The sequence below is a fragment of the Vibrio sp. J2-3(2022) genome (assembly GCF_021725735.1).
GTDB classification, from domain to species: domain Bacteria; phylum Pseudomonadota; class Gammaproteobacteria; order Enterobacterales; family Vibrionaceae; genus Vibrio; species Vibrio diabolicus.
Genome location: NZ_JAKKCK010000005.1, coordinates 1 through 24808, shown reverse-complemented (window position 1 = coordinate 24808; position 24808 = coordinate 1). Strand labels below are relative to the sequence as shown.

Below are 24808 nucleotides of genomic sequence, written 5' to 3'. Positions count from 1 at the left end.
CCAATAGTTAAAATATTGTTAATTCCAATTTAAATAGAGACGTCGGATGCTGGCGATGTGGCAGCAACACTTAATAAAGACACGAGTCAGGCATCTTTATGGCCGATACCAAACTAAGCCAATGCTCAGATGTAAACTTGAAAAAGTCGCTTCAAGTTTGACTGAACAAAAACCGCTGTCAGTTGGTATAAGCGGATAATGTGGGAATAAATCAAGGAGGAGTTATGCCTCGAACTGTTAATCCATCGGACTTCCACAACAAGCGAAAGGAAGTGCCAGATAACGAATACGCCAGAACCATACCGTGTAATACGGTCAATCTTTCTGCACCTTTTCATTGGCTCGCATTAGGTCTGCATGATTTCGTGCGAATGCCCCTCATCAGTGCTTTCTATGGCATCTGTTTTATGGCGGCTGCGATAGGCATTGTTTTGCTCGTACAGTGGCAAGGCACACACTTGGTCGTCATGCCCAGTTTGATTGTTTACATGTTAATCGGTCCATTTCTCGCGCTCGGCTTGTATGATGCCAGTTGGGAGAGAGAGCGCGGACACAAAGCAAGCTTGTTCCATTCAATGAAAGCGATCGGTCGTAACTCAACATCTCAATGGGCATTCGCCGTGTTACTCGCTGTGTGTATGATATTTTGGATGCGCATTGCCGCTCTACTTCATGCGCTTTACCCTTCTGTTCAAGGGGCATCTTTAAGTGAGTTCCTCCCCTTCCTTGTCATCGGCTCTCTAGTTGGCTTTGTTTTGGCTTGTGTGGTGTTTAGCATTTCAGCCTTTTCTATTCCGCTCATGATGGAGCGTCGCGTAGACATGATGACCGCTGTATTTACTAGCTTTAATGCGGTGAAATCCAACATTCCAGCGATGATTGTTTGGGCGGCGATCATCTGCGGCGGTATTCTTATCGGCTTTGCAACGTACGGGATCGGAATGTTGTTTACCATGCCAATTCTAGGCTACGGTACATGGCACGCTTACCATGCCACCATCAAGAAAAAACACACTCCGTAATTAACTGATGCTATGATCTGGCCCTCGCGAATGCGGGGGCTTTTTTATTTGATTTATCGAGGTGAGTTGTGGATATAGAACTAAGCTATAAAGCCAAACAAGTGATGGCGGACTGCATCGCGATGGCAGAGCAAGCTTTCAAACGTTCTTTCCCTATTCCAACGATCACCTTCAACGTCCGCGGGAAAGCGGCAGGAAAAGCCTACCTTCAATTGAATCAAGTGCGCCTAAATCCCATTTTATTTCGTGAAAACACCCAAGCATTCTTAGATGAAGTTATTCCTCATGAGGTAGCGCACCTGATTACTTATCAGGTTTACGGGCGAGTTAGGCCTCATGGCAAAGAATGGAAAGGCGTCATGGAAGCCGTATTTAACGTACCAGCCAAAACCACTCACAGCTTTGAAGTAAAATCCGTTCAAGGTAAAACCTTTGAGTATCGTTGTGGTTGTATGGCCTACCCTCTATCGATTCGCCGTCATAATAAAGTGCTGCGCAAAGAGGCGACGTACTCTTGTCAAAAATGCCGCCAACCACTTAACTTCACGGGCGTTCAATTATCGTAATCTATATCTCATAGTGTTACTTGCGTTCCCAAAATAAAGATCGAGTTTATCAAAACCTTCCCCTCGCCACTTATTGTTAACTTACTCATCACTAAAGCTATTTTATGCGTGTTATCATGAATAAAGTCATACTTTATAAAGACTTTAATCATGAAATACCTATTCTCTTTGTTACTTATCGCGCTTTCTAGCACTGCGGTTGCCGCGCCACCAAGCTCATTCTCTGCCGCCAAACGTGAGGCGGTAAAAATTTATCAAGACCATCCAACGAGCTTTTACTGTGGCTGCAACATTCAATGGCAAGGCAAAAAAGGCTCCCCAGATTTAGCCTCTTGCGGTTACCAAGTCCGTAAACAGGAAAAGCGGGCCGCACGAATCGAATGGGAGCATGTGGTACCTGCGTGGCAATTTGGCCACCAGCGTCAATGCTGGCAAGATGGCGGACGTAAAAACTGCAAGAAAAAAGACAAAACCTTTCGCTTGATGGAAGCAGACCTGCACAACCTAACCCCTGCTATTGGTGAAGTAAACGGTGACCGTTCGAACTACAACTTTAGCCAATGGAACGGTATCGATGGCGTGAGTTATGGTCGCTGTGAGATGCAAGTGAACTTTAAGCAGCGTAAAGTCATGCCACCAGACCGTGCTCGAGGTTCGATTGCTCGTACCTACCTATACATGAGCAAAGAGTACGGCTTTAAATTATCAAAGCAGCAAACGCAGTTGATGAGTGCTTGGAACAAAACCTACCCAGTCGATAAATGGGAATGTGAGCGTGACGAGCGCATTGCCAAAGTACAAGGCAATCATAACCCATTTGTTCAAAAAGCCTGTCGCGCACTCTAGTGCTCCTCTACCTTGAAGCGTTTCAATAACTGATATTGAAACGCTTCTTGCCCCTTGTTTTTTCGGTTTAAAGCATCCATGTTAGGGTTTAAGTTTATTCTCTTGCTGGAAATCTCATGCGTATCCCTCGAATTTATCATCCAGAAACCATTCATCAACTTGGCTCACTTGCTTTAAGTGACGACGCAGCAGGTCATATCGGCCGTGTTCTGCGCATGAAAGAAGGCCAAGACGTTCTCCTATTTGACGGCAGCGGCGCAGAATTCCCAGCGGTTATCAGTGAAGTCAGCAAAAAGACGGTTTTGGTTAACATTACTGAGCGTGTAGAAAACAGTATTGAATCCCCTTTAGACCTGCACCTTGGTCAAGTTATTTCACGTGGCGATAAGATGGAGTTCACTATCCAAAAGTCAGTGGAACTTGGTGTCAATACCATCACACCTCTGATTTCCGAGCGTTGTGGCGTCAAGCTTGACCAAAAGCGCTTTGAGAAAAAACTCGCGCAATGGCAAAAAATCGCCATCAGTGCCTGTGAGCAGTGTGGACGCAATGTCGTTCCAGAAATTCGTCCAATTATGAGCTTGGAAGAGTGGTGTAAAGAAGAGTACGATGGCTTAAAGCTCAATCTTCATCCTCGTGCTAACTACTCAATCAACACACTGCCAACACCTGTTGAGAAAGTGCGCCTACTGATCGGCCCTGAAGGCGGTTTATCGTCTGAAGAAATCGAGATGACTCGAGAATATCAATTTGAAGAAACGCTACTCGGCCCTCGCGTTCTGCGCACCGAAACAGCGGCTCTGACAGCAATTACAGCCTTACAAGTTCGTTTCGGCGATCTTGGTTAAACGGAGAAAAATAATGATCAAACTCGGCATTGTGATGGACCCAATTTCGTCCATTAACATCAAAAAAGACTCTAGCTTTGCCATGATGCTTGAAGCGCAACGACGCGGCTATGAAATCCACTACATGGAAATGAATGATCTGCATCTCGATCAAGGCGTTGCTATTGCAGATACTAAAGTGGTGGAACTAAAAGAAGATCCAAACGGTTGGTACGAGTTCAAATCAGAGCAAACGATCGAACTGTCTGAGCTAGACGCTGTACTAATGCGTAAAGATCCTCCGTTTGACACAGAATACATCTACGCGACTTACATCCTTGAGCGTGCAGAAGAACAAGGTGCACTGATCGTTAACAAACCTCAAAGTCTACGTGATTGTAATGAAAAACTGTTTACAGCGTGGTTCCCTGAGCTGACACCAACGACAATCGTGACGCGAAAAGCAGAGAAAATTAAAGAGTTTCGTGAAAAACATGGTGATGTCATCCTAAAACCGCTTGATGGTATGGGCGGCGCATCTATCTTCCGCGTAAAAGAAAACGACCCTAACGTCTCTGTAATCATCGAGACACTTACCAACCACGGTCAAAACTACGCAATGGCGCAAACCTTCGTGCCAGATATCAGCAACGGTGACAAACGTATCTTAGTCGTAGATGGTGAACCAATGCCTTACTGTCTAGCTCGTATTCCTGCAAAAGGTGAAACGCGCGGTAACCTTGCAGCTGGTGGCACAGGTGAGGCTCGACCACTAAGCGAGACCGATATTAAGATTGCTCAAACTGTGGCTCCTACACTGAAAGAAAAAGGCCTTATCTTTGTTGGCCTTGACGTAATTGGCGATAAGCTAACGGAAATCAACGTCACCAGCCCAACCTGTATTCGCGAAATTGAAGCGGCTTTTGACATCTCAATCACTGGCAAACTGATGGATGCGATTGAGCGTCGAGTAAAAGGCGAATAACTCAAACTGTATTACAGTTAATAGAGAGCGTAGTACATTAACTTAAGCAAACTCATGCACATACCTAGATGGTAAACTGTATGATGTTTGCTTAAGGGCATTTACGAGAGTTAAGGGTCAATATGAGTATGAATCTCACAAATCACTTTTTAGTTGCCATGCCTGGGATGAAAGATCCGTACTTTCAAAACAGCGTGATCTACGTTTGTGAGCACAACGAAGACGGCGCTATGGGGTTGATGATCAATGCTCCTGTTGATATCACCGTCGGCAACATGCTCAAGCAGGTGGAAGTTCAGCCAGTACACCCGCGCCTATTTGAAGCCAGCCTAGATAGACCAGTCTACAATGGCGGCCCAATCTCGGAAGATCGTGGTTTTATTCTGCATAAACCTAAAGATTACTACGAGTCCAGCGTCCAAATGACTGATGATCTCGCTGTAACCACTTCACGTGATATTCTTTCGGTGTTAGGAACAGAAGCAGAACCAAGTGATTACTTAGTGGCACTTGGCTACTCAGGTTGGAGTGCAGGCCAATTAGAAAATGAGCTGGTCGAAAACTCTTGGCTCACCATTGAAGCGACGCCTGAAATTATCTTTAATACACCAATCAACGAGCGTTGGAAGAAAGCGGTCGAAAAGCTGGGCATCGACCCAAGTCATCTTTCAGCAGACTCTGGACATGCTTAGTCCGAAATACAGTTACATTAGATAGAGACACCTTATGTCACGCACAATTATGGCTTTTGACTTTGGAACCAAAAGCATTGGTAGCGCTATTGGCCAAGAAATTACTGGTACGGCTTCCCCATTAAAAGCCTTTAAAGCCAATGACGGTATTCCAAATTGGGACGATATCGAAAAGCAAATCAAAGAGTGGCAGCCAGATTTGCTAGTGGTCGGTTTACCAACTGATCTTCATGGCAAAGACCTTGGGACCATAACCCCTCGTGCACGAAAATTTGCTAAGCGTCTGCAAGGCCGATACGGCTTACCTGTTGAACTGCATGATGAGCGATTATCTACAGCAGAAGCTCGTGCGGAGTTGTTCAGCATGGGCGGCTACAAAGCCCTATCGAAAGGGAATGTGGACTGCCAGTCAGCGGTGGTGATTCTAGAAAGCTGGTTTGAAGCCCTCTGGGGTGAATAAAACACAATACTCAAAACAAGAAAAGGTTGGCAAGTGCCAACCTTTTTTCGTCTAAACACGCTTAATCCATATCGATCTTAACGTTAGCAAGACTGCCCGTAGAGAATGCTTCGCCACGCTGTGTTTTCAACATCAAGCGCAAATCATTCGCCGAATCGGCACTGTGCAGCGCGTCCTCTTCGCTGATCTTACCTTGCATCACCAACTTATAAAGAGATTGATCGAACGTCAGCATACCAAACTCATTTGAGCGAGCCATGGTTGACTTCAACTCATGCAAATCTCCGCGACGGATCAAATCCGACACACGTGGGCTATTTAGCAAGATCTCAAACACACCATGACGCCCCTGCCCATTTTTATCTCGGATCAGCTGCTGACCAACCACGCCTTTTAGGTTCATCGACAAGTCGAACAAGAATTGTTCTTTTTGATCTTTCGGTACCAAGTGAAGAATGCGCTCTAAAGCTTGGTTGGCATTGTTGGCGTGCAACGTTGCCATACACAAATGGCCCGTTTCGGCGAAGGTCATCGCGTATTCCATTGTTTCACGGCTACGGATCTCGCCAATCAAAATCATATCTGGCGCTTGACGCAGCGAGTTTTTAAGCGCAACTTCATAGCTTTCCGTATCTAACCCGACTTCGCGTTGAGTCACGATACAGCGCTTATGCTCATGCACGAATTCGATCGGATCTTCGACCGTCAAAATGTGCCCCGTCTTGTTGCTGTTTCGATAGCCCGTCATTGCCGCCATTGTGGTGGACTTACCTGACCCAGTAGCACCAACCACCAGCACCAAACCACGCTTGGCTATCGCTAAATCTTGCAACACTAACGGTAACTTTAATTGCTCAAAGGTGGGAATATTGGTTTCAATACGACGAATCACCGCACCCGGTAATTCCCGTTGAAAAAAAGCACTAACACGGAAGCGGCCACAATCTCTCACAATGGCAAAATTCGATTCACGACTTTTACGAAATTCCTGACGCCGATCTGGCTCCATAGCACTGTCGAGTAATGCCGCCACATCACTCTCGGTGAGTTTTTCACCTTGAGGTCGCAATTCGCCATCCACGCGAAACAAAATTGGCGCACCAACCGTGATGTACAGATCCGACGCTTTCAGCGCCAGCATACCTTCGAGAAATTTATTTAGATCCATCTTCCGTGTTCACCTACGTATTACGAGAATTGCTGCACTTCTAACCCGATCTTACTATCGACCTCTTCACGAGCGACCATACCTTGTGCCATTAACTGACGAGCATTTTGCTCCATGGTTTGCATGCCGTGAGCCGCACCAGTTTGAATGATCGAATACATCTGCGCGACTTTGTCTTCGCGGATCAAGTTACGAATCGCAGGCGTTGCCATCATGATTTCATGGCATGCAATACGGCCACCACCATTACGTTTCAATAACTTTTGCGCGATAACCGAACGAAGAGATTCAGAAAGCATCGAGCGCACCATGTCTTTATCACTGCCAGGGAACACATCGATAATACGGTCAATGGTTTTTGCCGCTGAGCTAGTGTGTAACGTGCCGAACACTAAGTGCCCCGTTTCCGCCGCCGTTAACGCAAGGCTGATGGTTTCTTTGTCACGCATCTCACCAACCAGAATGACATCCGGGTCTTCACGCAATGCGCTGCGCAGTGCGTTTTGAAAACTATGCGTATCACGGTGTACTTCACGCTGGTTGATCAAACATTTATTGTTGTTGTGAACAAATTCAATCGGATCTTCAATTGTGAGTACGTGCTTGTTGTGATTACGATTAATGTAGTCAACAATGGCTGCTAAGGTCGTCGATTTACCAGAACCTGTTGGGCCAGTAACCAGAACTAAGCCTTTTTCAGCGTTCGCAATTTTTTTGAAGATCTCGGGAGCTTCCAGCTCTTCCAAAGTTGGAATGCTACTTGGAATGGTACGGAATACTGCCGCACAGCCACGAGATTGGTTGAAAGCGTTGACACGGAAACGACCAACGTTATGCAACTCAAAAGAGAAGTCGACTTCGAGTTTTTCTTCGAACTCACTGCGTTGGGCATCGTTCATGATTTCGAAAACCAAACGATGCACTTCTTGGTGTGTAAACGCTGGAATGCCTAGTTTTCTCACATCCCCATCAATACGAACCATTGGTGGGACACCTGCAGAAAGATGTAGATCTGAGGCATTATGTTTTACACTAAAATCCAGTAACTCAGTGATATCCATTTAAAATCCTTAAGTCTAAAGTACAGCTATGAGTAGTATTCAACAAAATATTGAACATATCACCTCTCAAATTCGATATGACGAACAAAAATGTGGTCGAACTCCAGAGTCAGTGCAACTTCTAGCGGTAAGCAAAACTAAACCTGTCGAGGCAATTCTCGAAGCCTACCAAGCGGGACAAAGCGCCTTTGGTGAAAACTACGTCCAAGAGGGCGTCAGTAAAGTTCAGCACTTTGCCGAGCATTATCCAGATAATCGAATCGAATGGCACTTCATTGGCCCGATTCAGTCGAATAAATCGCGACTTGTTGCCGAACATTTCGATTGGGTTCACACCATCGATCGAACCAAGATTGCTCAACGCCTGAATGATCAACGTCCAAGCGAACTTAAACCGCTACAAGTTCTGATTCAGGTTAACACCAGTGGTGAAGCATCTAAGTCTGGTGTCACCGAGGCGGAAGTATTCGAGCTGGCGGAGTTGATTTCTCGCCTACCCAACCTCACTTTAAGAGGGTTGATGTCGATTCCTGCCAACGTGTCTGACTACGAATCACAACTTCATGAGTTTCAGAAGTTGGCCACATTGAAGCAAACACTCGAAGCTCAGTTCCCAGAAATCGATACATTATCAATGGGAATGAGTGGTGATATGACCGCTGCAATCGAAGCTGGTAGTACAATGGTTCGTATTGGAACCGCTATTTTCGGCGCGCGAGACTACAGCTAAATCAACAAAACGCTCACTAGCGACATAAATTCGTCGTTAAATTAAAGAGTAAATCGCGTAATCATCTTACTCGCCAATAGGAGCAGTAAGTAACAGCGGCGCCATTATACACCTGAGCGCACAACAAACTCTAAATATCATGATGGAAATCAGACAAATGGAACATAAAAAAATCGCCTTCATTGGTGCTGGCAACATGGTGAGAGCCATTGTTTCTGGCTTGGTTGCTAACGGATACCCAGCGCAAAACATTACCGCGACAGCTCCTTCAGAGGCTCGCCGTCTTCCGCTAGAACAAGATTTTGGCATCCGTACCACCAGCGATAACATCCAAGCGGCGACAGAAGCGGATGTGGTGGTATTGTCTGTGAAACCGCAAATGATGGCGGATGTTTGTAAACCACTGCAAGCGATCGATTTCACTAATAAACTGGTGATTTCTATTGCCGCTGGCATCAACTGTTCACGATTGGATGGTATGCTAGACACCAAATTGAACTTGGTTCGTGTTATGCCAAATACGCCATCACAACTTGGGTTGGGCATGAGTGGTTTATTCGCACCAGCCCATGTAACTGAGCAAGACAAAGCTTTTGCCGCAGAGTTAATGGAAGCGGTCGGTAAAGTATGTTGGGTTGACCAAGAGTCTGGTATCAATAATGTGATTGCAGCAGCGGGCAGTGCTCCGGCATACTTCTTCCTGTTTATGGAAGCGATGCAAGCAGAAGCGATTGCTCAAGGCTTTGATAAAGACACCGCTCGACTATTGGTTCAACAAGCTGCATTGGGCGCGGCCAGTATGGTGGTTAGCAACCCAGAAACTGAGCTATCTACCCTGCGTGAGAACGTGACATCGAAAGGTGGGACAACGGCAGAAGCACTGCGTACATTCAACGAACATCAACTTTCAGATATTGTTGCTAAAGCCATGCAAGCTGCTGTGGCTCGCGCGGAAGAAATGGAAAAACTGTTTTAATTATTTGGATGAACTCCGTTTAGTATCATCCATCACTTGTTAAGGGTACCTTATGAATTCAATGAGTTTTCTCATCTCAACCCTATTTGACCTGTACATCATGGTCGTAATTTTGCGAATTTGGTTGCAAGCTGCACGCGCAGACTTCTACAACCCATTCTCGCAATTCATAGTAAAAGCGACTCAGCCAGTCATTGGTCCACTGCGCCGCATTATCCCTTCCGTGGGGAATATTGACCTAGCAACCGTGTTGTTTGCCTACGTGTTGTGTGTGCTTAAATTTGTCGTTCTGATCCTGATAGCTTCGAACGGTTCCGTCTCTTTCAGCGCTGATTTCTTGTTCTTGGGCTTGTTATCATTAATCAAAGCCGCTGGAGGTCTGCTGTTCTGGGTACTATTGATCCGTGCAATTTTGAGCTGGGTAAGCCAAGGTCGCAGCCCTATCGAGTACGTATTCCATCAATTAACCGAGCCAATGTGCGCACCAATCCGTCGTATTATTCCGGCTATTGGTGGTCTTGATTTGAGCGTACTAGTGCTGTTTATCGGCTTGCAGTTCGCGAACTTCTTGATGGGTGATATCATTGGTCCAATTTGGTTCCAGTTATAATGTCAGCCGCAGTTTGGCAAGATGGCGAGGACATCATCCTAAAGCTCTATATTCAACCTAAAGCAAGCCGCGATAAAATTGTTGGCTTGCATGGTGAAGAGCTCAAAATCGCCATTACTGCTCCACCTGTCGATGGCAAAGCTAATGCGCACCTAACTAAGTTCTTAGCCAAGCAGTTTAAAATCGCTAAGGGTTTGGTTCACATAGAAAAAGGTGAATTAGGACGGCACAAACAAATTCGGATAGAATCACCTACCCAGATACCGACAGAAATTAAAGCCATCTTATGATGGCTTTTTATTTACAATTTTGTACCACACTTACTAGTACCAATGACTGAGTTCGCATTTTTACCCCGTGACCAAGGTAAAATTGCGGCTATGGTTGTTTTATAACAAGTGCTTTGAGGAAGTAACAATGAGCAAATGGATTACCGCATTACTGATCAGCCTATTGTCGTTACCAAGCTTCGCCGATCAGTTTAAAAATATGAAAGATATCGAAGTACACTATGTCGCGTTTAACTCGACATTCTTAACACCGAAAGTCGCACGTAGCTACGATATCAAGCGTAATGGATACCTCGCTGTGGTTAATATTAGCGTGCTAGATAGAGCTTCATTGGGTAAACCTGCATTAGAAGCAAAAATTGCTGGACGCGCGAAAAACCTCATCGGCCAAACTCAGACCTTGTCCTTTCGTGAAGTCAAAGAAGGCAATGCGATATACTATTTAGCCGAACTACCAATTACCCACGAAGAAACTTTTACTTTCGATATTGACGTAAAAGCTGGAAACAAAGGCTCAGGTAAGCTTAAATTCACCCAGAAGTTTTATGTTGAAGAGTAATTGGGTTGTGATGATCCAAAAGCTTTTGGATCTAAGCAGGCTAAAAACCACTTATTAGTTAAAGAATATCTAGAGGAGAACGATTTGTTCTCCTCTATCACTATTAAAAGAGATTCCCATGAAAAAAATTGTGCTAGCAACCGGTAACCAAGGCAAAGTTCGTGAAATGGCAGATTTATTGTCTGACTTCGGTTTTGAAGTATTAGCGCAAAGTGAATTCAATGTATCGGAAGTAGCAGAAACGGGTACAACCTTCATTGAAAACGCGATCATCAAAGCTCGCCATGCCGCACAAGAAACAGGGCTTCCTGCGATTGCAGATGACTCTGGCTTAGAAGTCGATTTCTTAAAAGGCGCTCCGGGCATTTACTCTGCACGTTACGCAGGCGAGAACGCATCTGATCAAGAGAATCTAGAAAAATTGCTAGCGGCAATGGAAGGCGTACCAGAAGCAGAACGTACAGCACGTTTCCACTGCGTATTAGTCCTCATGCGCCACGAGAACGACCCAACACCTATCGTCTGCCACGGAAAATGGGAAGGCCGCATTCTAACTGAAGCACACGGTGAAAATGGCTTTGGCTACGACCCAATCTTCTTTGTTCCTGAAAGCAACTGTGCGTCAGCCGAACTTGAACCTGCACGTAAAAAACAACTGTCTCACCGCGGTAAAGCGCTCAAGTCGTTGTTTGCTCAACTGTCTGAGCAAGTGTCTCAGTAATCACGAGCGAATTAGACCATGTTAACGCCCCCAGCACTCAGCTTGTATGTACACATCCCTTGGTGTGTACAAAAGTGCCCGTATTGCGACTTTAACTCTCACGCGCTCAAAACCGAGATTCCAGAAGAAGAGTACATCAGTGCTCTTCTAGAAGATTTAGATACTGACATTCAGAAATACCGCCTTAACGAAGTGCCACGTCCACTGCATTCAATCTTCATTGGTGGTGGTACGCCGAGTTTGATTTCGGCAGAAGGCATCGAGCGTCTACTTAAGGGCATTGAAGCGCGTATTCCGTTTAAGCCAGAAATTGAGATCACCATGGAAGCTAACCCAGGCACCATCGAAGCAGAGCGTTTTGTTGGCTACCGCAAAGCTGGTGTAACGCGTATCTCTATCGGCGTGCAAAGCTTTGAGCAACAGAAGCTTGAGCGTTTGGGGCGCATTCACGGCCAAGACGAAGCCGTCAATGCTGCTAAGCTGGCGCACCAAATCGGTTTGAACAGCTTTAACCTCGATCTCATGCACGGCTTACCAGATCAAAGCATCGAACAAGCCTTGGCAGATTTGGACAAAGCTATTGAGTTGGCACCGCCGCACCTGTCTTGGTATCAGCTGACCATCGAACCAAACACCATGTTCTACTACAAGCCACCAACGCTACCTGACGATGATGACTTGTGGGATATTTTCGAGCTCGGACACCAAAAACTTTCAGCCGCGGGTTATGTGCAATATGAAATCTCGGGTTACAGCAAGCCGGGCTATCAGTGTCAGCACAACCTCAACTACTGGCGCTTTGGCGATTACCTTGGTATTGGTTGTGGCTCTCATGGCAAACTCAGTTTTACCGACGGGCGTATTATTCGAACGACAAAGGTAAAACACCCGCGTGGCTATTTAGCGGCTTATCAAAATATGGTCAAACCTTATCTGCATACAGAACATGTCGTCGCGGATGAAGACCGTCCATTCGAGTTCTTTATGAACCGATTCCGCTTAATGGAAGCATGCCCGAAGCAAGATTACGTGGACACCACAGGCTTGCCGCTCAGTACGATTCAAGAAACTATTGATTGGGCGTTAGAAATGGGCTACTTGAGTGAAACCGCCACTCATTGGCAAATTACTGAAAAAGGGAAACTCTTCCTTAATGACTTGCTCGAAGCCTTTATGGCCGAAGAAAGCGAAGAGTAACGCAGCCCAAAAACAAAAAAGCCTCTCAATTGAGAGGCTTTTTATATAGAACATTCAACATTAGAAAATCGAACGGCCAATTCGCTCCGATAGCAATTCAAGCGCCTTAGTACCAGCAAGGGAGTTACCTGAAGGGTCAAGCTCTGGAGACCATACTGCAATGGTCATTTCGCCAGGTACTACCGCGATAATGCCACCACCGACACCAGACTTACCAGGCATGCCAACACGATAAGCAAATTCGCCCGCGCCATCATACAGGCCACACGTTGCTAACAGTGCATTAAGTTGTTTGGTTTGCACGGGAGAAACAACGGGCTTACCCGTTTGTACCGATGTGCCCTTATTTGCCAAATAGCTAAACGTTTTAGCCAAGTCGACACAGCTCATCTTCAGTGCACAAGCGTGGAAGTAGTTTTGCAGCACTGGAATTACTTCATTTTCGAAGTTACCAAACGAGCGCATGAGATATGCAATCGCCGCATTCCGATCACCATGCATCATTTCGGATGCCGCGACGACTTTGTCATACACAATATGAGTATCACCAGAAAGCTGACGTACAAATTCCAATAGGCGCTGACGAGGTGCAGATAAGCGAGTTTGCAACAGATCCGCCACAACTATCGCTCCAGCATTAATAAAAGGATTGCGAGGAATACCTTGCTCCATTTCTAGCTGGATTAGCGAATTAAATGCCTGCCCCGAAGGCTCTTTTCCCACTCGAGACCAAATTTCTTCTTGCTTGTACAAGCACATCGCTAACGTCAAGCTCAATGCTTTTGAAATAGATTGGATAGAGAAAGGCTCATCGGCATCGCCCGCCTTAATAACCTCACCTTCGTTGGTGTATACCGCAATACCTAACTTGTTGCTGGGTACTTTTGCCAGAGCAGGAATGTAATCAGCCACTTTGCCTTGGCCGATTAAAGGGCGCACTTCCGCCAAAATATCTGTCAAAATTTCCACTGTCGGTTTCATTCTCTACCTTCTATTTACAAGAGAACTCGTTGAGCTCAGAGGTAAAAAAAAGCCAACGTGTCGTTGGCTTTTCCATAGGGTTCGTTCGACTCAAGTCGATTATGGTTTTACTGCCACAATAATATTGCGGTTGATAGATTGATCAACACGGTGAAGATAACCGATGTAAGGCTCTTCTGAAAGTACCTTCCAACCTTGCTCTTCAAATAATGCCGCGACGTCTTTCCATTTCAATGTAAATTCATTGAAAGACAACACCACTGAACCTTGTTTTTTCAGTACCACTTTCCATGCAGGCAGAGCCTCTTTTAAAAGCTCTAGTGGGCTCCGGTTCAGTTTGCTGTCCTTGGCATTTTTGCTGCCGTGCTGCACACCATAAGGCAGATCAGACACCATCACATCAACTGAGTTCTTTTTCACGACTTGATCAGCGATACGTGTATCAGCCGAATACAGCTTCATAAACTGAAGATTGCCTTGGTTGTAATCTTCTTTATTTGCTGCAGCTTCAACCACGAAACCATCCGCCACTTTCTTGCCACCCGCAGTGCGCTTTTCTTTGCTCACTTTGTGCTTAAAGCGACCATTCTTCATGAACTTAACGATAAAGGTCTGGATCTCTTGCACCCACTTGGCATTGATCTCTACCCCCACCACGTTCAAACCATGGATCAAGCCTTCAAACAAGGTTGTACCTTTACCACACATTGGATCCATTAAGGTCAGCTGCTCACTTCCCGTATTGGACGCACTAATGCCGATATTCACCATCAAGCGAGTAAACTGCTCGTTTGTTTTCCCGGTATAACGCAGAATCTGACTCATGCTTTCCGGGAAAGTATTGAACGCTGGCGCTTGAATTGGTCGAAGTAAACCATCTTCGCGCACTTCAAATAGTGCATAGTAAATCGAAGAGGCTGCGATTCTTCGCGTCTGCTCATCGCTTAGAGCTTCCTGACAAGAAAACACCAACGCTGCAGGTAAGCCAACCTCTTTACTACCAATTTCTGTCACATCCACGCCTTGTGAAGCTAAAATTGCTTTTAGCTCTGAACAGGCAATGGTCATTGCGCTATCAAAGTAAATTCGGTTATGACCCGGATTCGCTAATATCGCGTAATGGTACATCCCATGAACTCCTCTAGTTACGCGATACGCTTATATTTGATATCCCACACACCGTGACCAAGACGGTGACCACGAGCTTCAAACTTCGTTAAAGGACGGTCGTCTGGACGAGGAACGAAATCACCATCTTTAGCAATGTTTTCGAAACCTGGCGCTTGGTTCATAACTTCAATCATGTGCTCTGCGTAGTTTTCCCAGTCTGTCGCCATGTGGAAAATACCTTCATTAGGGATCAGCTTCTCACGAACCATTTCAGCAAAACCTAATTGAACGATGCGACGCTTGTGGTGACGTTTCTTGTGCCAAGGGTCTGGGAAGAACAACTGCAGTGTCGATAGGCTGCCGTTTGGAATCATATGCTCAAACACTTCCACTGCGTCATGGCACATCACACGCAGGTTAGTAACTCCCGCCTCACGCGCATCCGCAAGACAAGCACCAACACCTGGGCTGTGTACTTCGATACCAATGAAGTTCTTCTCTGGTGCATTCTTTGCCATTTCAACCAATGAAGCACCCATACCAAAACCGATCTCTAGTACAACGGGGTTGTCGTTACCAAACACTTCTTTCCAATCGAGAAGTTCAGCTTTGAAGTCAATACCCATCGTTGGCCAGCATTCATTCATCGCGCTCTCTTGACCTTTAGTCAAACGCCCTTCACGGCGCACAAAGCTGCGGATTTTGCGGATCAGCTTTCCGTCTTCGTTGTATTCGTTAGTGGTTACTTCACTCATTGATTTTGCCTGCACATTGATTAATCAAAGCGGGGATTATCCAAAGAATTTACTGAGGTGCAAGTATTTGTTGAGCTCTTGGCCTATGGCAGCCCAAAAGCAATAGCACACCTCTTTATATCCCTACTGTTTATCCGTTGTACTTCTTGCCCATTATGTGGTGCAATTTTGCACCTAACCAATAATAGAATACAGAGCAAGTCGTGACACCTTTCGCCAGTGCCATCCTAGAATGGTATGACGCATATGGAAGAAAAGATCTTCCGTGGCAACAAAATAAGACCGCATACAGTGTCTGGTTGTCTGAAATCATGCTTCAGCAAACTCAGGTCACTACGGTTATTCCGTATTACCAACGTTTCTTGGAGCGTTTTCCAACCGTTATCGATCTTGCCAATGCTGAGCAAGATGAAGTCCTGCACCTTTGGACTGGCTTAGGGTATTACGCCCGAGCCCGTAACCTTCACAAAGCAGCACAAGAGGTCGCCTCTACATACAATGGTGAGTTTCCTCTTGATATAGAGAAAATGAACGCCTTACCGGGGATTGGCCGCTCTACCGCAGCCGCCGTTTTATCGTCTGTGTATAAACAACCACATGCGATTCTTGATGGCAACGTGAAGCGCACCCTATCCCGCTGTTTCGCAGTCGAAGGATGGCCAGGACAAAAAAAGGTTGAAAACCAGCTGTGGGAAATTGCCGAAACGCATACCCCACAAACGGACGTAGATAAGTATAACCAGGCAATGATGGACATGGGCGCAATGGTCTGCACACGCAGCAAACCCAAATGTAGCCTCTGCCCTGTTGCGGATCTGTGTGTGGCAAAACAACAAGGCAATGTGCTCGACTACCCGGGTAAAAAACCGAAAAAAGACAAGCCAATCAAGCAAACTCGTTTTGTAATGCTTCACCACAACACCGAAAATGGTCATGAAGTGTGGTTAGAACAAAGACCACAAACAGGCATTTGGGGTGGCTTATTTTGCTTCCCACAAACCGAACATGTGGATGTAGAAAGCGACATTGAATTGCTACTGGATCAACGTGGCATTCAAGCCAGCAATATCAAGCAGCAGCAAACACTGATTACCTTTCGCCATACCTTTAGCCATTACCACCTCGATATCACGCCAATTTTGATTGATTTATCAAAGCAACCGGACGTGATAATGGAAGGCAACAAAGGTCTTTGGTATAACTTATCTAAACCTGAAGAAGTCGGTTTAGCCGCGCCAGTAAAACTATTGCTGGAAGCGCTACCCCACGAACTTCGTTAATTGAATACAAGGAGTCATTATGAGCCGCACTGTATTTTGTGCTCGACTAAAAAAAGAAGGCGAAGGTCTAGACTTTCAACTTTACCCTGGTGAACTAGGTAAACGTATTTTCGACAACATCTCGAAAGAAGCGTGGGCTCAGTGGCAACACAAACAAACCATGTTGATCAACGAAAAGAAACTCAACATGATGGATCCAGAGCACCGAAAACTGATCGAAACAGAAATGGTAAACTTCCTCTTTGAAGGAAAAGACGTTCATATCGAAGGTTACACACCGCCGAGCGAATAAAGTCGCTTGAGTTAAAACAATGACATCACAACCACTTGTGGTGTCATTTTTCTATTACCTTCAATAGCCCTGATACTTATGAAAAAAATTGTCTTTATTGCTGCCGCACTTTTAATGGCTGGCTGTAGCCGTGAATTCGTCGAAAAGATTTATGACGTCAACTACGAGCCCACAAACCGTTTTGCCAATAACTTAGCTGAGCTACCTGGACAATTTGAAAAAGATACCGCCGCGTTAGATGCCCTGATCAATAGTTTCTCTGGTAATATTCAAAAGCGCTGGGGTAAAAAAGAAATTAAGTACGCAGGCAAAAGTAATTACGTCAAATATATCGATAACTACCTTAGCCGTGCCGAGGTCGACTTTCGCAAAGGCGTGATCACGATTGAAACCGTATCACCTACCGAGCCCCAAAAGCACCTCAAAGAGGCGATTGTCACTACCTTACTCACGCCAGACGATCCAGCTCACGTCGACTTGTTCTCCTCAAAAGGAATCACGTTAGAAGGGCAACCATTTCTGTATAAACAAGTTGTCGATCAAGACAATAAGCCAATTCAGTGGTCTTGGCGGGCAAACCGATTTGCGGAGTATCTCATCGCAAACAAGATCAAGACCAAAAACGTAGATTTCAAGAAAGCGTATTACGTCGAAATCCCCATGGTTGAAGACCATTTTTCAACACGCAGCTACCAATACGCCGATATCGTGCGCCGAGCTTCCAAGAAATACGATATTCCAGAAGATTTGATATACGCCATTATTAAAACCGAGAGCAGCTTCAACCCGTACGCAGTAAGTTGGGCAAATGCGTATGGCTTAATGCAAGTTGTACCTAAAACCGCCGGTCGAGACGTATTCAAGCTCGTGAAAAAGCGCTCAGGCCAGCCAAGCCCGGAATATTTGTTTAATCCAGAAAACAACATCGATACCGGTACTGCGTATTTCTACATCTTAAAAAATCGTTATTTAAGAGAAGTCCATCACCCAACCTCTCTCGAGTACAGTATGATTTCCGCTTACAATGGTGGTACTGGAGGTGTTTTAAACACATTCCATCGCAGCGATCGCAAACGCGCAATGCAAGATCTTAATTCGTTGCAACCCAACCAAGTTTATTGGGCACTAACTAAGAAACACCCGAACGCAGAAGCACGTCGTTACCTAGAAAAAGTTACAAATTTCAAAAAGGAATTTAACTCAAAGCAAACTTTGTAGTGACAGTTGAATAAAAAGCGTTCGAACAAGCACTTTTTTGAAATTATTTAAAAAAAGTGGTTGACGCAAAGCGGGAAAATCCGTTTAATAGCGCCCCGTCGCCCGGATAGCTCAGTCGGTAGAGCAGAGGATTGAAAATCCTCGTGTCGGTGGTTCGATTCCGCCTCCGGGCACCACAATTTGATTTGTTGGTGTCTTAACGAAATGTTATAACACGGACAAAAGCACAAAGAATAAAGTGTGCCGACTTAGCTCAGTAGGTAGAGCAACTGACTTGTAATCAGTAGGTCACCAGTTCGATTCCGGTAGTCGGCACCATTCTTTTGCCTCGATAGCTCAGTCGGTAGAGCAGAGGATTGAAAATCCTCGTGTCGGTGGTTCGATTCCGCCTCGAGGCACCATATTTGGTGCGCTTGCTTAATTTAAACCATTGGCAAGACACAAAACAGAATAGTTCCTCCTTAGCTCAGTTGGTAGAGCGACGGACTGTTAATCCGCAGGTCACTGGTTCGAGTCCAGTAGGAGGAGCCAACTTCAAGAATTTCATATAAATGAGATTCTTAAAACGAAGAGTTCATCTCTTCTAAAAAGAATAAAGTGTGCCGACTTAGCTCAGTAGGTAGAGCAACTGACTTGTAATCAGTAGGTCACCAGTTCGATTCCGGTAGTCGGCACCATTCTTTTGCCTCGATAGCTCAGTCGGTAGAGCAGAGGATTGAAAATCCTCGTGTCGGTGGTTCGATTCCGCCTCGAGGCACCATTATTTGGTGTCATTGCTAAACACGATACACGAATAATTCCTCCTTAGCTCAGTTGGTAGAGCGACGGACTGTTAATCCGCAGGTCACTGGTTCGAGTCCAGTAGGAGGAGCCATTTTTAAAAAGCCGCATCTTTTGATGCGGCTTTTTGGCGTCTGCCCTACGTTCATTTCATTCCCCCAGTTTCTCTGTTTCTCTGTTTCTCTGTTTCTCTGTTTCTCTGTTTCTCTGTTTCTCTGTTTCTCTGTTTCTCTGTTTCTCTGTTTCTCTGTTTCTAGCATCGCAAAATATTAAGCCCAGTCTCTAAAAAACACTTATTTTACGCTAAAAATTTAATCCTCATCATAATTTCAATACGCACTAGTATGCGCTCATATTCATCTTCACTAAGATGCCCGAGTTATTACATTTCTTCTTTTAACTATGCCTTGCATAGTGATGACACTTTATTTGTGAGCCAAATATGAAACTAAAAACTCAAGCCTATTTATTATCTGCGATCATATTGCTAGCACTCCTAGCACTGACCGCAACGGGCTTATGGACACTTCGCGTCGCAAGTAACCTTGATAACAAAGCTCGGGTTACTGAGCTATTCAAAAGTGCGTACAGCATTCTTACCGAAGTAGAAAAAATGGCTATCGAAGGCAAAATGCCAGAGGACGAAGCGAAATCATTAGCCACTCGCCTACTCCGTAATAATATCTACAAAGACAACGAATACGTTTATGTCGCAGATGAGAACATGATTTTTGTTGCAGCTCCGCTTGACCCTCAATTACATGGAACAAGCTTTCACGACTTTCGTGATGGAGATGGCAACAGCGTCGGCCAACTTATCTTAGATGTTTTGGGGCGCAAAACAGGTCAAATCGTCGAATATACTTGGAGTCAAAAGCAGGCCGACGGAAGCATTGAAGAAAAACACTCTATTGCCGAGAAAACACCACATTGGGGCTGGGTTGTAGGTACAGGGATCGGCTTTAATGAGGTGAATGCTCGCTTCTGGGCTACCGCTCAATGGCAGCTTGTACTGTGTTTAGTTATCGCGGGGAGTATTCTCGGTGGCCTGATAATCTCGATTCGCAAGATGCTCAATCTACTCGGTGGAGAGCCAAACGATGTGCGCAAAGCCGTTCAAGCTGTCGCACAAGGCGACATTCAGACCAGTTTTGATACAGTGGCGCCGAGAGGAAGTATCTATCGTGCGGTGCAAGATATGAGTCAATCACTAGCCACCATGGTGACAAACCTTGAGAAATCCATGCACGCACTGCGCGCTGAGTTATCTGCCGTAGAATCTCGCTCAAATACGATTGCCGATCTCACCGTATCCCAGCAGCAGTCAACAGCAATGATTGCCACTGCGATGACTGAAATGGCATCTTCAGCCAACCATGTTGCCAACTCGGCAAGTGATACAGCAAACAACACAGACGAAGCCGATAAACAAAGTCAGCATACTCAGAAGCTGATTCACGGCACTGTTGAAAACATTCAAGGTTTAGCTTCTCAATTAAATACTGCAAGTAAAGCGGTCGCCGATCTAGATCAGGATGTAAATAGTATAGTGAAAGTGCTCGATGTAATTGGCGATATTGCAGAGCAAACAAACTTACTCGCACTCAATGCAGCCATTGAAGCAGCACGTGCCGGAGAGCAAGGTCGAGGCTTTGCCGTTGTTGCCGACGAGGTGCGTAACCTGGCAGGCCGAACACAAGACAGCACTAAAGAGATTCAGCATATGATCTCCAACCTGCAAGAAGGTTCCCGTAACGCTATTCACACAATGGAAGTGTGTGCAGAAACCAGTGAGGGTACAGTAACAGAGTCTAAGAATGCCTCTGAAGCTCTGCAGCAAATTGTAACGGCGTTAGAATCTATCACCGCAATGAGTCAGCAGATCGCGACCGCAGCAGCCGAACAAACTCAGGTTAGCGATGATATTGCGCTGCGCGTCAATCTTATCGAGGAAAGCGGAAGCCAGCTCAACTCTGTGGTAACGGCGAGTCAATCAAGCACTCAAAGTTTAGCTTCGCTGGCGGATGAGCTAGAAGGTTGGGTAAACAAGTTCTCTGTAAAGCACTAGGTTAAAGTCAATTGTTTAGTATAAAGCACGTTTTCAAGCGTGCTTTTTTTGTTTTTATCCATTTACTCTACTTTCAAACTCCTATCTTTCCATTAAAGAAAGCTTAGTTGATGGTGGATTTGTATCAAAAATGCATAAAAACAGCCCACTCCGAGCACATTTTCATCAAACGATATTTTATTTTAATTTTATGGTTGACCTAAGAGCCGAAAAACCGTTTAATACACCTCGTCGCCCGGATAGCTCAGTCGGTAGAGCAGAGGATTGAAAATCCTCGTGTCGGTGGTTCGATTCCGCCTCCGGGCACCACAATTTATTAATTGTTGGTGCTTAGCACGAACAATAGTTAAAGAATATAGTGTGCCGACTTAGCTCAGTAGGTAGAGCAACTGACTTGTAATCAGTAGGTCACCAGTTCGATTCCGGTAGTCGGCACCATTTATTCTTTTAAAAAGACAATTCCTCCTTAGCTCAGTTGGTAGAGCGACGGACTGTTAATCCGCAGGTCACTGGTTCGAGTCCAGTAGGAGGAGCCATTTTTCAGTTAGTAAGTCGATTACTTATTAACGAAAATGTGCCGACTTAGCTCAGTAGGTAGAGCAACTGACTTGTAATCAGTAGGTCACCAGTTCGATTCCGGTAGTCGGCACCACTTATTAAAATTTGTTCCTCCTTAGCTCAGTTGGTAGAGCGACGGACTGTTAATCCGCAGGTCACTGGTTCGAGTCCAGTAGGAGGAGCCATATTAGAAAAAGCCGTATCTCTTGATACGGCTTTTTTGCATTGGTTTAAAGTCAAACTCTTTTCCACTCATGTCACTCAGGAAAGAAAATCAGAGTTTAGATCATTACCTTGAAGGCATCGCTTAACTTAGAGTGGAATATCTGCTCACCAACAACTCTGCTTTCTATCGATAGTCCCACCATAAGCAATGTTCACCAATAAATAATAATCATAGTGGGTGGCACACATCTCCCAGATCAAAAAAGCCAGGTAAAACCCAGCTTTTTGCTTAAATCAACCAACTCAGCTTAAACCACCGAGACAAATATACTTTGTCTCCAAATATTCATCGAGCCCTTGTTTCGCACCTTCTCGGCCAACTCCTGACTCTTTCACTCCACCAAACGGGGCCACCTCAGTAGAAATAATCCCCTCATTGACACCAACCATGCCGTATTCCAGACCTTCACTGAAAGCAACAATACGCTTGAAGTTATTCGTGTAGAAGTAACAAGCCAAACCATACTCTGTGTCATTCGCCATTCCTAGAACTTGCTCATCATTCTCAAAGGTAATAATAGGTAATACAGGCCCGAATAGCTCTTGCTGAACAATCGACATATGTTGCTTGACGCTATCCAAAAGAACGGGCTCCATAAAGCGCCCAGGGCGTCTCTGCGGAGAGTTGGCAATAGAAGCCCCTTCTTGTACAGCTTGATCGATCACCGCCTCTAGGCGATGTTTAGAAGCCATCGTAATAACAGGGCCTAATGTGACACCTTTCTCTAAACCATTACCAAGCTGTAATTTGCTTAACTTCGACAATACTTTTTCAATAAAAACTTGTTTTACACCTTCATGAACATACAGCCGATTGGTACAAACACATGTTTGCCCTGCATTACGAAACTTCGAAGCGACAAGCCCTTCCGCAGCCGCATCTAAATCTGCATCTTCAAAAACAATAAAAGGTGCATTACCACCTAACTCCATCGAAACCGCTTTGACAGAGTCACTGGCTTGTTTCATCAAAATCTTCCCGACTCGCGTAGAGCCCGTAAAAGAAACTTTCTTAATCCTAGGATCAGTACTTAGTACTAGGCCAAACTCAGCTGCCTGCTCTGATACCACCACAGGAAGCAGTTCTTTTGGGATTCCTGCCTGATAAGCTAATTCAACAACAGCAATTGCAGTAAGAGGGGTAAGCTCAGAGGGTTTAATCAGCATACCACAGCCTGCCGCCAGGGCTGGTGCTGCTTTTCTTGTAATCATCGCAATAGGGAAGTTCCACGGCGTAATTGCAGCGCATACCCCTACAGGCTGGCGAATAGCAGACAGACGTCGATCTGTCGTGGGGGCTGGTATAACTTCGCCATAAGCACGTTTGGCTTCTTCTGAAAACCACTCGACAAAAGAGGCGCCATACATCACCTCCCCTTTACTCTCGGTTAATGGTTTTCCCTGCTCTAAGGTAATAATTGTGGCAATGTCTTCTGTATTATCAAGGAGTAATTGATACCACTTTTTCAAGCGACGAGAGCGCTCTTTAGCACTTAACTTTGCCCAGCGAATTTGCTCGGTTTTACACTTACCAATAATGTCATCTAATTCCTCAAGAGCACTGGGCTTTAGTCGAACTAACTCTTGCTCAGTTGCAGGGTTGATGACCACAATTCCCTCTTCGGAAGACCATTGTTTAAATACGGATTTCAAGGTTTCATTTTTTATTTGTTGCATCATCAAACTTACTCCTACGAGAACTCCTCTTAGGTTAATCTTTACTAGCAAGATCAGCAAAGAAAACAAAGTTTTCTAAAAGACATGAATGTTCGAATGACTTTATTCTCTTAACAGTCTAGACGCTCATTCTCTTCCAATGACTAAATCAGACTAGCGGTAACAAACTCCAGCAATCCATTCTCCTAGGGACTATCCAGAACACTAGAACGATGAATATGTGCGAAGTAGCAGTAGAAAACTCTTATTAGAGAGGAGCGTTAACGAAATACGCAGTGACAAGGATACAAACTACGAGCTAGCTCATGCGGATTCATCGGTCTCCAGCATTTACTATAGGCTCGAATCTGTAGAGAAATGGGCAAGATTACATTCAACTAGAATTGTGCAACTCGGTTACAGAGAAAGCTGGCACTACAGATACCAAAAGTCTTAGTCTTTCAAAAGTGGCAGCGGATCCGGGCTACGAGTAGGCCTTCTGCGGGAGTCATTCGAACGAAGGGAGAAATATACTTGCATTAACGAAAAAGCCCCAGTCTTTCGACTGGGGCTTAATATAAATGGCGGAGTGGACGGGACTCGAACCCGCGACCCCCGGCGTGACAGGCCGGTATTCTAACCAACTGAACTACCACTCCGCAGTGGTATCACTCGCTTGTAATCAGCAAGTGTCCAAAATTTAAAGCCTGGCGATGTCCTACTCTCACATGGGGAACCCCCACACTACCATCGGCGCTATTTCGTTTCACTTCTGAGTTCGGCATGGAAATCAGGTGGGTCCAAAACGCTATGGTCGCCAAGCAAATTCTTTACGTTTTGTTTTAGGCTTTAATTTAAAGTCTAAAACAAACAATAAATGGTGCTGATACCCAGAATCGAACTGGGGACCTCATCCTTACCAAGGATGCGCTCTACCGACTGAGCCATATCAGCACATTATTTGTGTCCGTAAGGACTAAAAAAGCCCGCTTTTACAAACGGGCTCTCTTAACTTTTGTCTTCACCTTTTAAAAAAGGAGAACACTAAATTTAAAGCCTGGCGATGTCCTACTCTCACATGGGGAAGCCCCACACTACCATCGGCGCTATTTCGTTTCACTTCTGAGTTCGGCATGGAAGTCAGGTGGGTCCAAAACGCTATGGTCGCCAAGCAA

The 24808-nt window shown here is 45.3% G+C and carries 24 protein-coding genes, 14 tRNA genes and 2 rRNA genes; 30 read left to right on the top strand and 10 right to left on the bottom strand.

The window, feature by feature from the left end; translation table 11 throughout:
• Nucleotides 1-224 precede the first annotated feature (224 nt).
• The 7 genes from L3V27_RS17365 (at nt 225) to ruvX (ending at nt 5398) form a co-directional block, all read left to right on the top strand.
• Nucleotides 225-1022 carry a DUF2189 domain-containing protein gene (locus tag L3V27_RS17365; RefSeq protein ID WP_005393959.1) on the top strand — a complete coding sequence of 266 codons (798 nt, stop codon included), beginning with the start codon at nt 225-227 and terminating at the stop codon, nt 1020-1022.
• Between the two features lie 68 nt (nt 1023-1090).
• Complete coding sequence (locus tag L3V27_RS17360; RefSeq protein ID WP_237312399.1) at nt 1091-1588, top strand: SprT family zinc-dependent metalloprotease; 498 nt, start codon at nt 1091-1093, stop codon at nt 1586-1588.
• Between the two features lie 150 nt (nt 1589-1738).
• Nucleotides 1739-2434: a deoxyribonuclease I gene (endA, locus tag L3V27_RS17355; protein ID WP_047008832.1), complete on the top strand. Its 696-nt coding sequence runs from the start codon at nt 1739-1741 to the stop codon at nt 2432-2434.
• Between the two features lie 116 nt (nt 2435-2550).
• Entirely contained in the window at nt 2551-3282 is a 732-nt protein-coding gene (rsmE, locus tag L3V27_RS17350) for a 16S rRNA (uracil(1498)-N(3))-methyltransferase (protein WP_005393970.1), read from the top strand.
• A 13-nt stretch (nt 3283-3295) separates the two neighbouring features.
• On the top strand, nt 3296-4246 hold the full coding sequence (gshB, locus tag L3V27_RS17345) for a glutathione synthase (protein WP_006743090.1): 951 nt from the start codon (nt 3296-3298) through the stop codon (nt 4244-4246).
• A gap of 128 nt (nt 4247-4374) precedes the next feature.
• Nucleotides 4375-4938, top strand: coding sequence for a YqgE/AlgH family protein (locus L3V27_RS17340; protein WP_005393973.1), 564 nt, complete (start codon nt 4375-4377; stop codon nt 4936-4938).
• A gap of 34 nt (nt 4939-4972) precedes the next feature.
• Entirely contained in the window at nt 4973-5398 is a 426-nt protein-coding gene (gene ruvX, locus L3V27_RS17335; protein WP_237312398.1) for a Holliday junction resolvase RuvX, read from the top strand.
• A gap of 61 nt (nt 5399-5459) precedes the next feature.
• Here ruvX and L3V27_RS17330 read toward each other — a convergent pair whose 3' ends face one another.
• Entirely contained in the window at nt 5460-6566 is a 1107-nt protein-coding gene (locus tag L3V27_RS17330) for a PilT/PilU family type 4a pilus ATPase (protein ID WP_006743091.1), read from the bottom strand.
• A gap of 20 nt (nt 6567-6586) precedes the next feature.
• The gene (locus tag L3V27_RS17325; RefSeq protein WP_005381015.1) at nt 6587-7627 is read right to left on the bottom strand and encodes a type IV pilus twitching motility protein PilT; all 1041 of its coding nucleotides are present in this window, start codon (nt 7625-7627) and stop codon (nt 6587-6589) included.
• Nucleotides 7628-7655: 28 nt separating this feature from the next.
• On the opposite strand from L3V27_RS17325, the gene L3V27_RS17320 reads away from it, so the two are divergent.
• The 7 genes from L3V27_RS17320 (at nt 7656) to hemW (ending at nt 12710) form a co-directional block, all read left to right on the top strand.
• Nucleotides 7656-8357, top strand: coding sequence for a YggS family pyridoxal phosphate-dependent enzyme (locus L3V27_RS17320; protein WP_237312397.1), 702 nt, complete (start codon nt 7656-7658; stop codon nt 8355-8357).
• A gap of 157 nt (nt 8358-8514) precedes the next feature.
• Nucleotides 8515-9333, top strand: a complete 819-nt coding sequence (proC, locus tag L3V27_RS17315; protein WP_046875111.1) for a pyrroline-5-carboxylate reductase — start codon at nt 8515-8517, stop codon at nt 9331-9333.
• A 52-nt stretch (nt 9334-9385) separates the two neighbouring features.
• Nucleotides 9386-9943, top strand: a complete 558-nt coding sequence (locus L3V27_RS17310) for a YggT family protein (RefSeq protein ID WP_012841393.1) — start codon at nt 9386-9388, stop codon at nt 9941-9943.
• On the top strand, nt 9943-10233 hold the full coding sequence (gene yggU, locus L3V27_RS17305) for a DUF167 family protein YggU (RefSeq protein ID WP_005393980.1): 291 nt from the start codon (nt 9943-9945) through the stop codon (nt 10231-10233). The genes L3V27_RS17310 and yggU overlap by 1 nt, the downstream gene beginning before the upstream one ends.
• A 127-nt stretch (nt 10234-10360) precedes the next feature.
• Entirely contained in the window at nt 10361-10792 is a 432-nt protein-coding gene (locus tag L3V27_RS17300; protein ID WP_005393982.1) for a DUF4426 domain-containing protein, read from the top strand.
• 118 nt (nt 10793-10910) lie between these two features.
• On the top strand, nt 10911-11513 hold the full coding sequence (locus tag L3V27_RS17295; protein WP_237312396.1) for an XTP/dITP diphosphatase: 603 nt from the start codon (nt 10911-10913) through the stop codon (nt 11511-11513).
• A gap of 18 nt (nt 11514-11531) precedes the next feature.
• Nucleotides 11532-12710 carry a radical SAM family heme chaperone HemW gene (gene hemW / locus L3V27_RS17290; RefSeq protein WP_104974791.1) on the top strand — a complete coding sequence of 393 codons (1179 nt, stop codon included), beginning with the start codon at nt 11532-11534 and terminating at the stop codon, nt 12708-12710.
• Nucleotides 12711-12770: 60 nt separating this feature from the next.
• On the opposite strand, the gene glsB is transcribed toward hemW, so the two are convergent.
• The 3 genes from glsB to trmB form a co-directional block, all read right to left on the bottom strand.
• On the bottom strand, nt 12771-13691 hold the full coding sequence (gene glsB / locus L3V27_RS17285) for a glutaminase B (RefSeq protein WP_005393987.1): 921 nt from the start codon (nt 13689-13691) through the stop codon (nt 12771-12773).
• Between the two features lie 99 nt (nt 13692-13790).
• Entirely contained in the window at nt 13791-14819 is a 1029-nt protein-coding gene (locus tag L3V27_RS17280; RefSeq protein WP_074191811.1) for a DNA methylase, read from the bottom strand.
• A gap of 17 nt (nt 14820-14836) precedes the next feature.
• Nucleotides 14837-15556 (bottom strand): tRNA (guanosine(46)-N7)-methyltransferase TrmB, encoded by a 720-nt coding sequence (gene trmB, locus L3V27_RS17275; RefSeq protein WP_006743099.1) that lies wholly within the window; start codon nt 15554-15556, stop codon nt 14837-14839.
• A gap of 203 nt (nt 15557-15759) precedes the next feature.
• Between trmB and mutY the strand changes: the two genes are divergently transcribed.
• The 16 genes from mutY to L3V27_RS17195 all read left to right on the top strand — a co-directional run bounded on the left by mutY (nt 15760) and on the right by L3V27_RS17195 (nt 21937).
• Nucleotides 15760-16836, top strand: coding sequence for an A/G-specific adenine glycosylase (gene mutY, locus L3V27_RS17270; RefSeq protein ID WP_046875115.1), 1077 nt, complete (start codon nt 15760-15762; stop codon nt 16834-16836).
• A gap of 19 nt (nt 16837-16855) precedes the next feature.
• Nucleotides 16856-17128 (top strand): oxidative damage protection protein, encoded by a 273-nt coding sequence (locus L3V27_RS17265; protein WP_005381002.1) that lies wholly within the window; start codon nt 16856-16858, stop codon nt 17126-17128.
• Between the two features lie 78 nt (nt 17129-17206).
• On the top strand, nt 17207-18346 hold the full coding sequence (mltC, locus tag L3V27_RS17260; protein WP_237312394.1) for a membrane-bound lytic murein transglycosylase MltC: 1140 nt from the start codon (nt 17207-17209) through the stop codon (nt 18344-18346).
• 100 nt (nt 18347-18446) lie between these two features.
• Nucleotides 18447-18522: transfer RNA gene (locus L3V27_RS17255), tRNA-Phe, on the top strand.
• A gap of 66 nt (nt 18523-18588) precedes the next feature.
• Nucleotides 18589-18664: transfer RNA gene (locus L3V27_RS17250), tRNA-Thr, on the top strand.
• A gap of 7 nt (nt 18665-18671) precedes the next feature.
• Nucleotides 18672-18747: transfer RNA gene (locus L3V27_RS17245), tRNA-Phe, on the top strand.
• Nucleotides 18748-18801: 54 nt separating this feature from the next.
• Nucleotides 18802-18877 (top strand) — tRNA-Asn (locus tag L3V27_RS17240).
• Between the two features lie 70 nt (nt 18878-18947).
• A tRNA-Thr gene (locus tag L3V27_RS17235) sits at nt 18948-19023 on the top strand.
• 7 nt (nt 19024-19030) lie between these two features.
• Nucleotides 19031-19106 (top strand) — tRNA-Phe (locus L3V27_RS17230).
• Between the two features lie 38 nt (nt 19107-19144).
• A tRNA-Asn gene (locus tag L3V27_RS17225) sits at nt 19145-19220 on the top strand.
• Nucleotides 19221-19568: 348 nt separating this feature from the next.
• Nucleotides 19569-21194 (top strand): methyl-accepting chemotaxis protein, encoded by a 1626-nt coding sequence (locus L3V27_RS17220; RefSeq protein WP_237312392.1) that lies wholly within the window; start codon nt 19569-19571, stop codon nt 21192-21194.
• A 233-nt stretch (nt 21195-21427) separates the two neighbouring features.
• Nucleotides 21428-21503: transfer RNA gene (locus L3V27_RS17215), tRNA-Phe, on the top strand.
• 53 nt (nt 21504-21556) lie between these two features.
• Nucleotides 21557-21632: transfer RNA gene (locus tag L3V27_RS17210), tRNA-Thr, on the top strand.
• 22 nt (nt 21633-21654) lie between these two features.
• Nucleotides 21655-21730 (top strand) — tRNA-Asn (locus L3V27_RS17205).
• 40 nt (nt 21731-21770) lie between these two features.
• A tRNA-Thr gene (locus tag L3V27_RS17200) sits at nt 21771-21846 on the top strand.
• A 15-nt stretch (nt 21847-21861) separates the two neighbouring features.
• A tRNA-Asn gene (locus L3V27_RS17195) sits at nt 21862-21937 on the top strand.
• Between the two features lie 283 nt (nt 21938-22220).
• On the opposite strand, the gene L3V27_RS17190 is transcribed toward L3V27_RS17195, so the two are convergent.
• The 5 genes from L3V27_RS17190 to rrf (L3V27_RS17170) all read right to left on the bottom strand — a co-directional run bounded on the left by L3V27_RS17190 (nt 22221) and on the right by rrf (L3V27_RS17170) (nt 24805).
• Nucleotides 22221-23657, bottom strand: coding sequence for an NAD-dependent succinate-semialdehyde dehydrogenase (locus tag L3V27_RS17190; protein WP_237312390.1), 1437 nt, complete (start codon nt 23655-23657; stop codon nt 22221-22223).
• 558 nt (nt 23658-24215) lie between these two features.
• Nucleotides 24216-24292 (bottom strand) — tRNA-Asp (locus L3V27_RS17185).
• A gap of 46 nt (nt 24293-24338) precedes the next feature.
• Nucleotides 24339-24455, bottom strand: a 5S ribosomal RNA gene (gene rrf / locus L3V27_RS17180).
• 56 nt (nt 24456-24511) lie between these two features.
• Nucleotides 24512-24587: transfer RNA gene (locus tag L3V27_RS17175), tRNA-Thr, on the bottom strand.
• Nucleotides 24588-24688: 101 nt separating this feature from the next.
• Nucleotides 24689-24805: ribosomal RNA gene (gene rrf / locus L3V27_RS17170) — 5S ribosomal RNA — on the bottom strand.
• Between the last annotated feature and the right edge of the window lie 3 nt (nt 24806-24808).

What these genes read in the sequence shown, in the direction of transcription:
- yggU (WP_005393980.1), top strand. Translation starts at nt 9,943, where the DNA reads ATGTCAGCCGCAGTTTGGCAAGATGGCGAGGACATCATCCTAAAGCTC.
- ruvX (WP_237312398.1), top strand. Translation starts at nt 4,973, where the DNA reads ATGTCACGCACAATTATGGCTTTTGACTTTGGAACCAAAAGCATTGGT.
- L3V27_RS17340 (WP_005393973.1), top strand. Translation starts at nt 4,375, where the DNA reads ATGAATCTCACAAATCACTTTTTAGTTGCCATGCCTGGGATGAAAGAT.
- hemW (WP_104974791.1), top strand. Translation starts at nt 11,532, where the DNA reads ATGTTAACGCCCCCAGCACTCAGCTTGTATGTACACATCCCTTGGTGT.
- L3V27_RS17190 (WP_237312390.1), bottom strand. Translation starts at nt 23,657, where the DNA reads ATGATGCAACAAATAAAAAATGAAACCTTGAAATCCGTATTTAAACAA.
- gshB (WP_006743090.1), top strand. Translation starts at nt 3,296, where the DNA reads ATGATCAAACTCGGCATTGTGATGGACCCAATTTCGTCCATTAACATC.
- L3V27_RS17320 (WP_237312397.1), top strand. Translation starts at nt 7,656, where the DNA reads ATGAGTAGTATTCAACAAAATATTGAACATATCACCTCTCAAATTCGA.
- L3V27_RS17265 (WP_005381002.1), top strand. Translation starts at nt 16,856, where the DNA reads ATGAGCCGCACTGTATTTTGTGCTCGACTAAAAAAAGAAGGCGAAGGT.
- L3V27_RS17365 (WP_005393959.1), top strand. Translation starts at nt 225, where the DNA reads ATGCCTCGAACTGTTAATCCATCGGACTTCCACAACAAGCGAAAGGAA.
- L3V27_RS17280 (WP_074191811.1), bottom strand. Translation starts at nt 14,819, where the DNA reads ATGTACCATTACGCGATATTAGCGAATCCGGGTCATAACCGAATTTAC.
- trmB (WP_006743099.1), bottom strand. Translation starts at nt 15,556, where the DNA reads ATGAGTGAAGTAACCACTAACGAATACAACGAAGACGGAAAGCTGATC.
- L3V27_RS17295 (WP_237312396.1), top strand. Translation starts at nt 10,911, where the DNA reads ATGAAAAAAATTGTGCTAGCAACCGGTAACCAAGGCAAAGTTCGTGAA.
- L3V27_RS17220 (WP_237312392.1), top strand. Translation starts at nt 19,569, where the DNA reads ATGAAACTAAAAACTCAAGCCTATTTATTATCTGCGATCATATTGCTA.
- L3V27_RS17310 (WP_012841393.1), top strand. Translation starts at nt 9,386, where the DNA reads ATGAATTCAATGAGTTTTCTCATCTCAACCCTATTTGACCTGTACATC.
- proC (WP_046875111.1), top strand. Translation starts at nt 8,515, where the DNA reads ATGGAACATAAAAAAATCGCCTTCATTGGTGCTGGCAACATGGTGAGA.
- L3V27_RS17330 (WP_006743091.1), bottom strand. Translation starts at nt 6,566, where the DNA reads ATGGATCTAAATAAATTTCTCGAAGGTATGCTGGCGCTGAAAGCGTCG.
- L3V27_RS17300 (WP_005393982.1), top strand. Translation starts at nt 10,361, where the DNA reads ATGAGCAAATGGATTACCGCATTACTGATCAGCCTATTGTCGTTACCA.
- glsB (WP_005393987.1), bottom strand. Translation starts at nt 13,691, where the DNA reads ATGAAACCGACAGTGGAAATTTTGACAGATATTTTGGCGGAAGTGCGC.
- mltC (WP_237312394.1), top strand. Translation starts at nt 17,207, where the DNA reads ATGAAAAAAATTGTCTTTATTGCTGCCGCACTTTTAATGGCTGGCTGT.
- endA (WP_047008832.1), top strand. Translation starts at nt 1,739, where the DNA reads ATGAAATACCTATTCTCTTTGTTACTTATCGCGCTTTCTAGCACTGCG.
- rsmE (WP_005393970.1), top strand. Translation starts at nt 2,551, where the DNA reads ATGCGTATCCCTCGAATTTATCATCCAGAAACCATTCATCAACTTGGC.
- L3V27_RS17325 (WP_005381015.1), bottom strand. Translation starts at nt 7,627, where the DNA reads ATGGATATCACTGAGTTACTGGATTTTAGTGTAAAACATAATGCCTCA.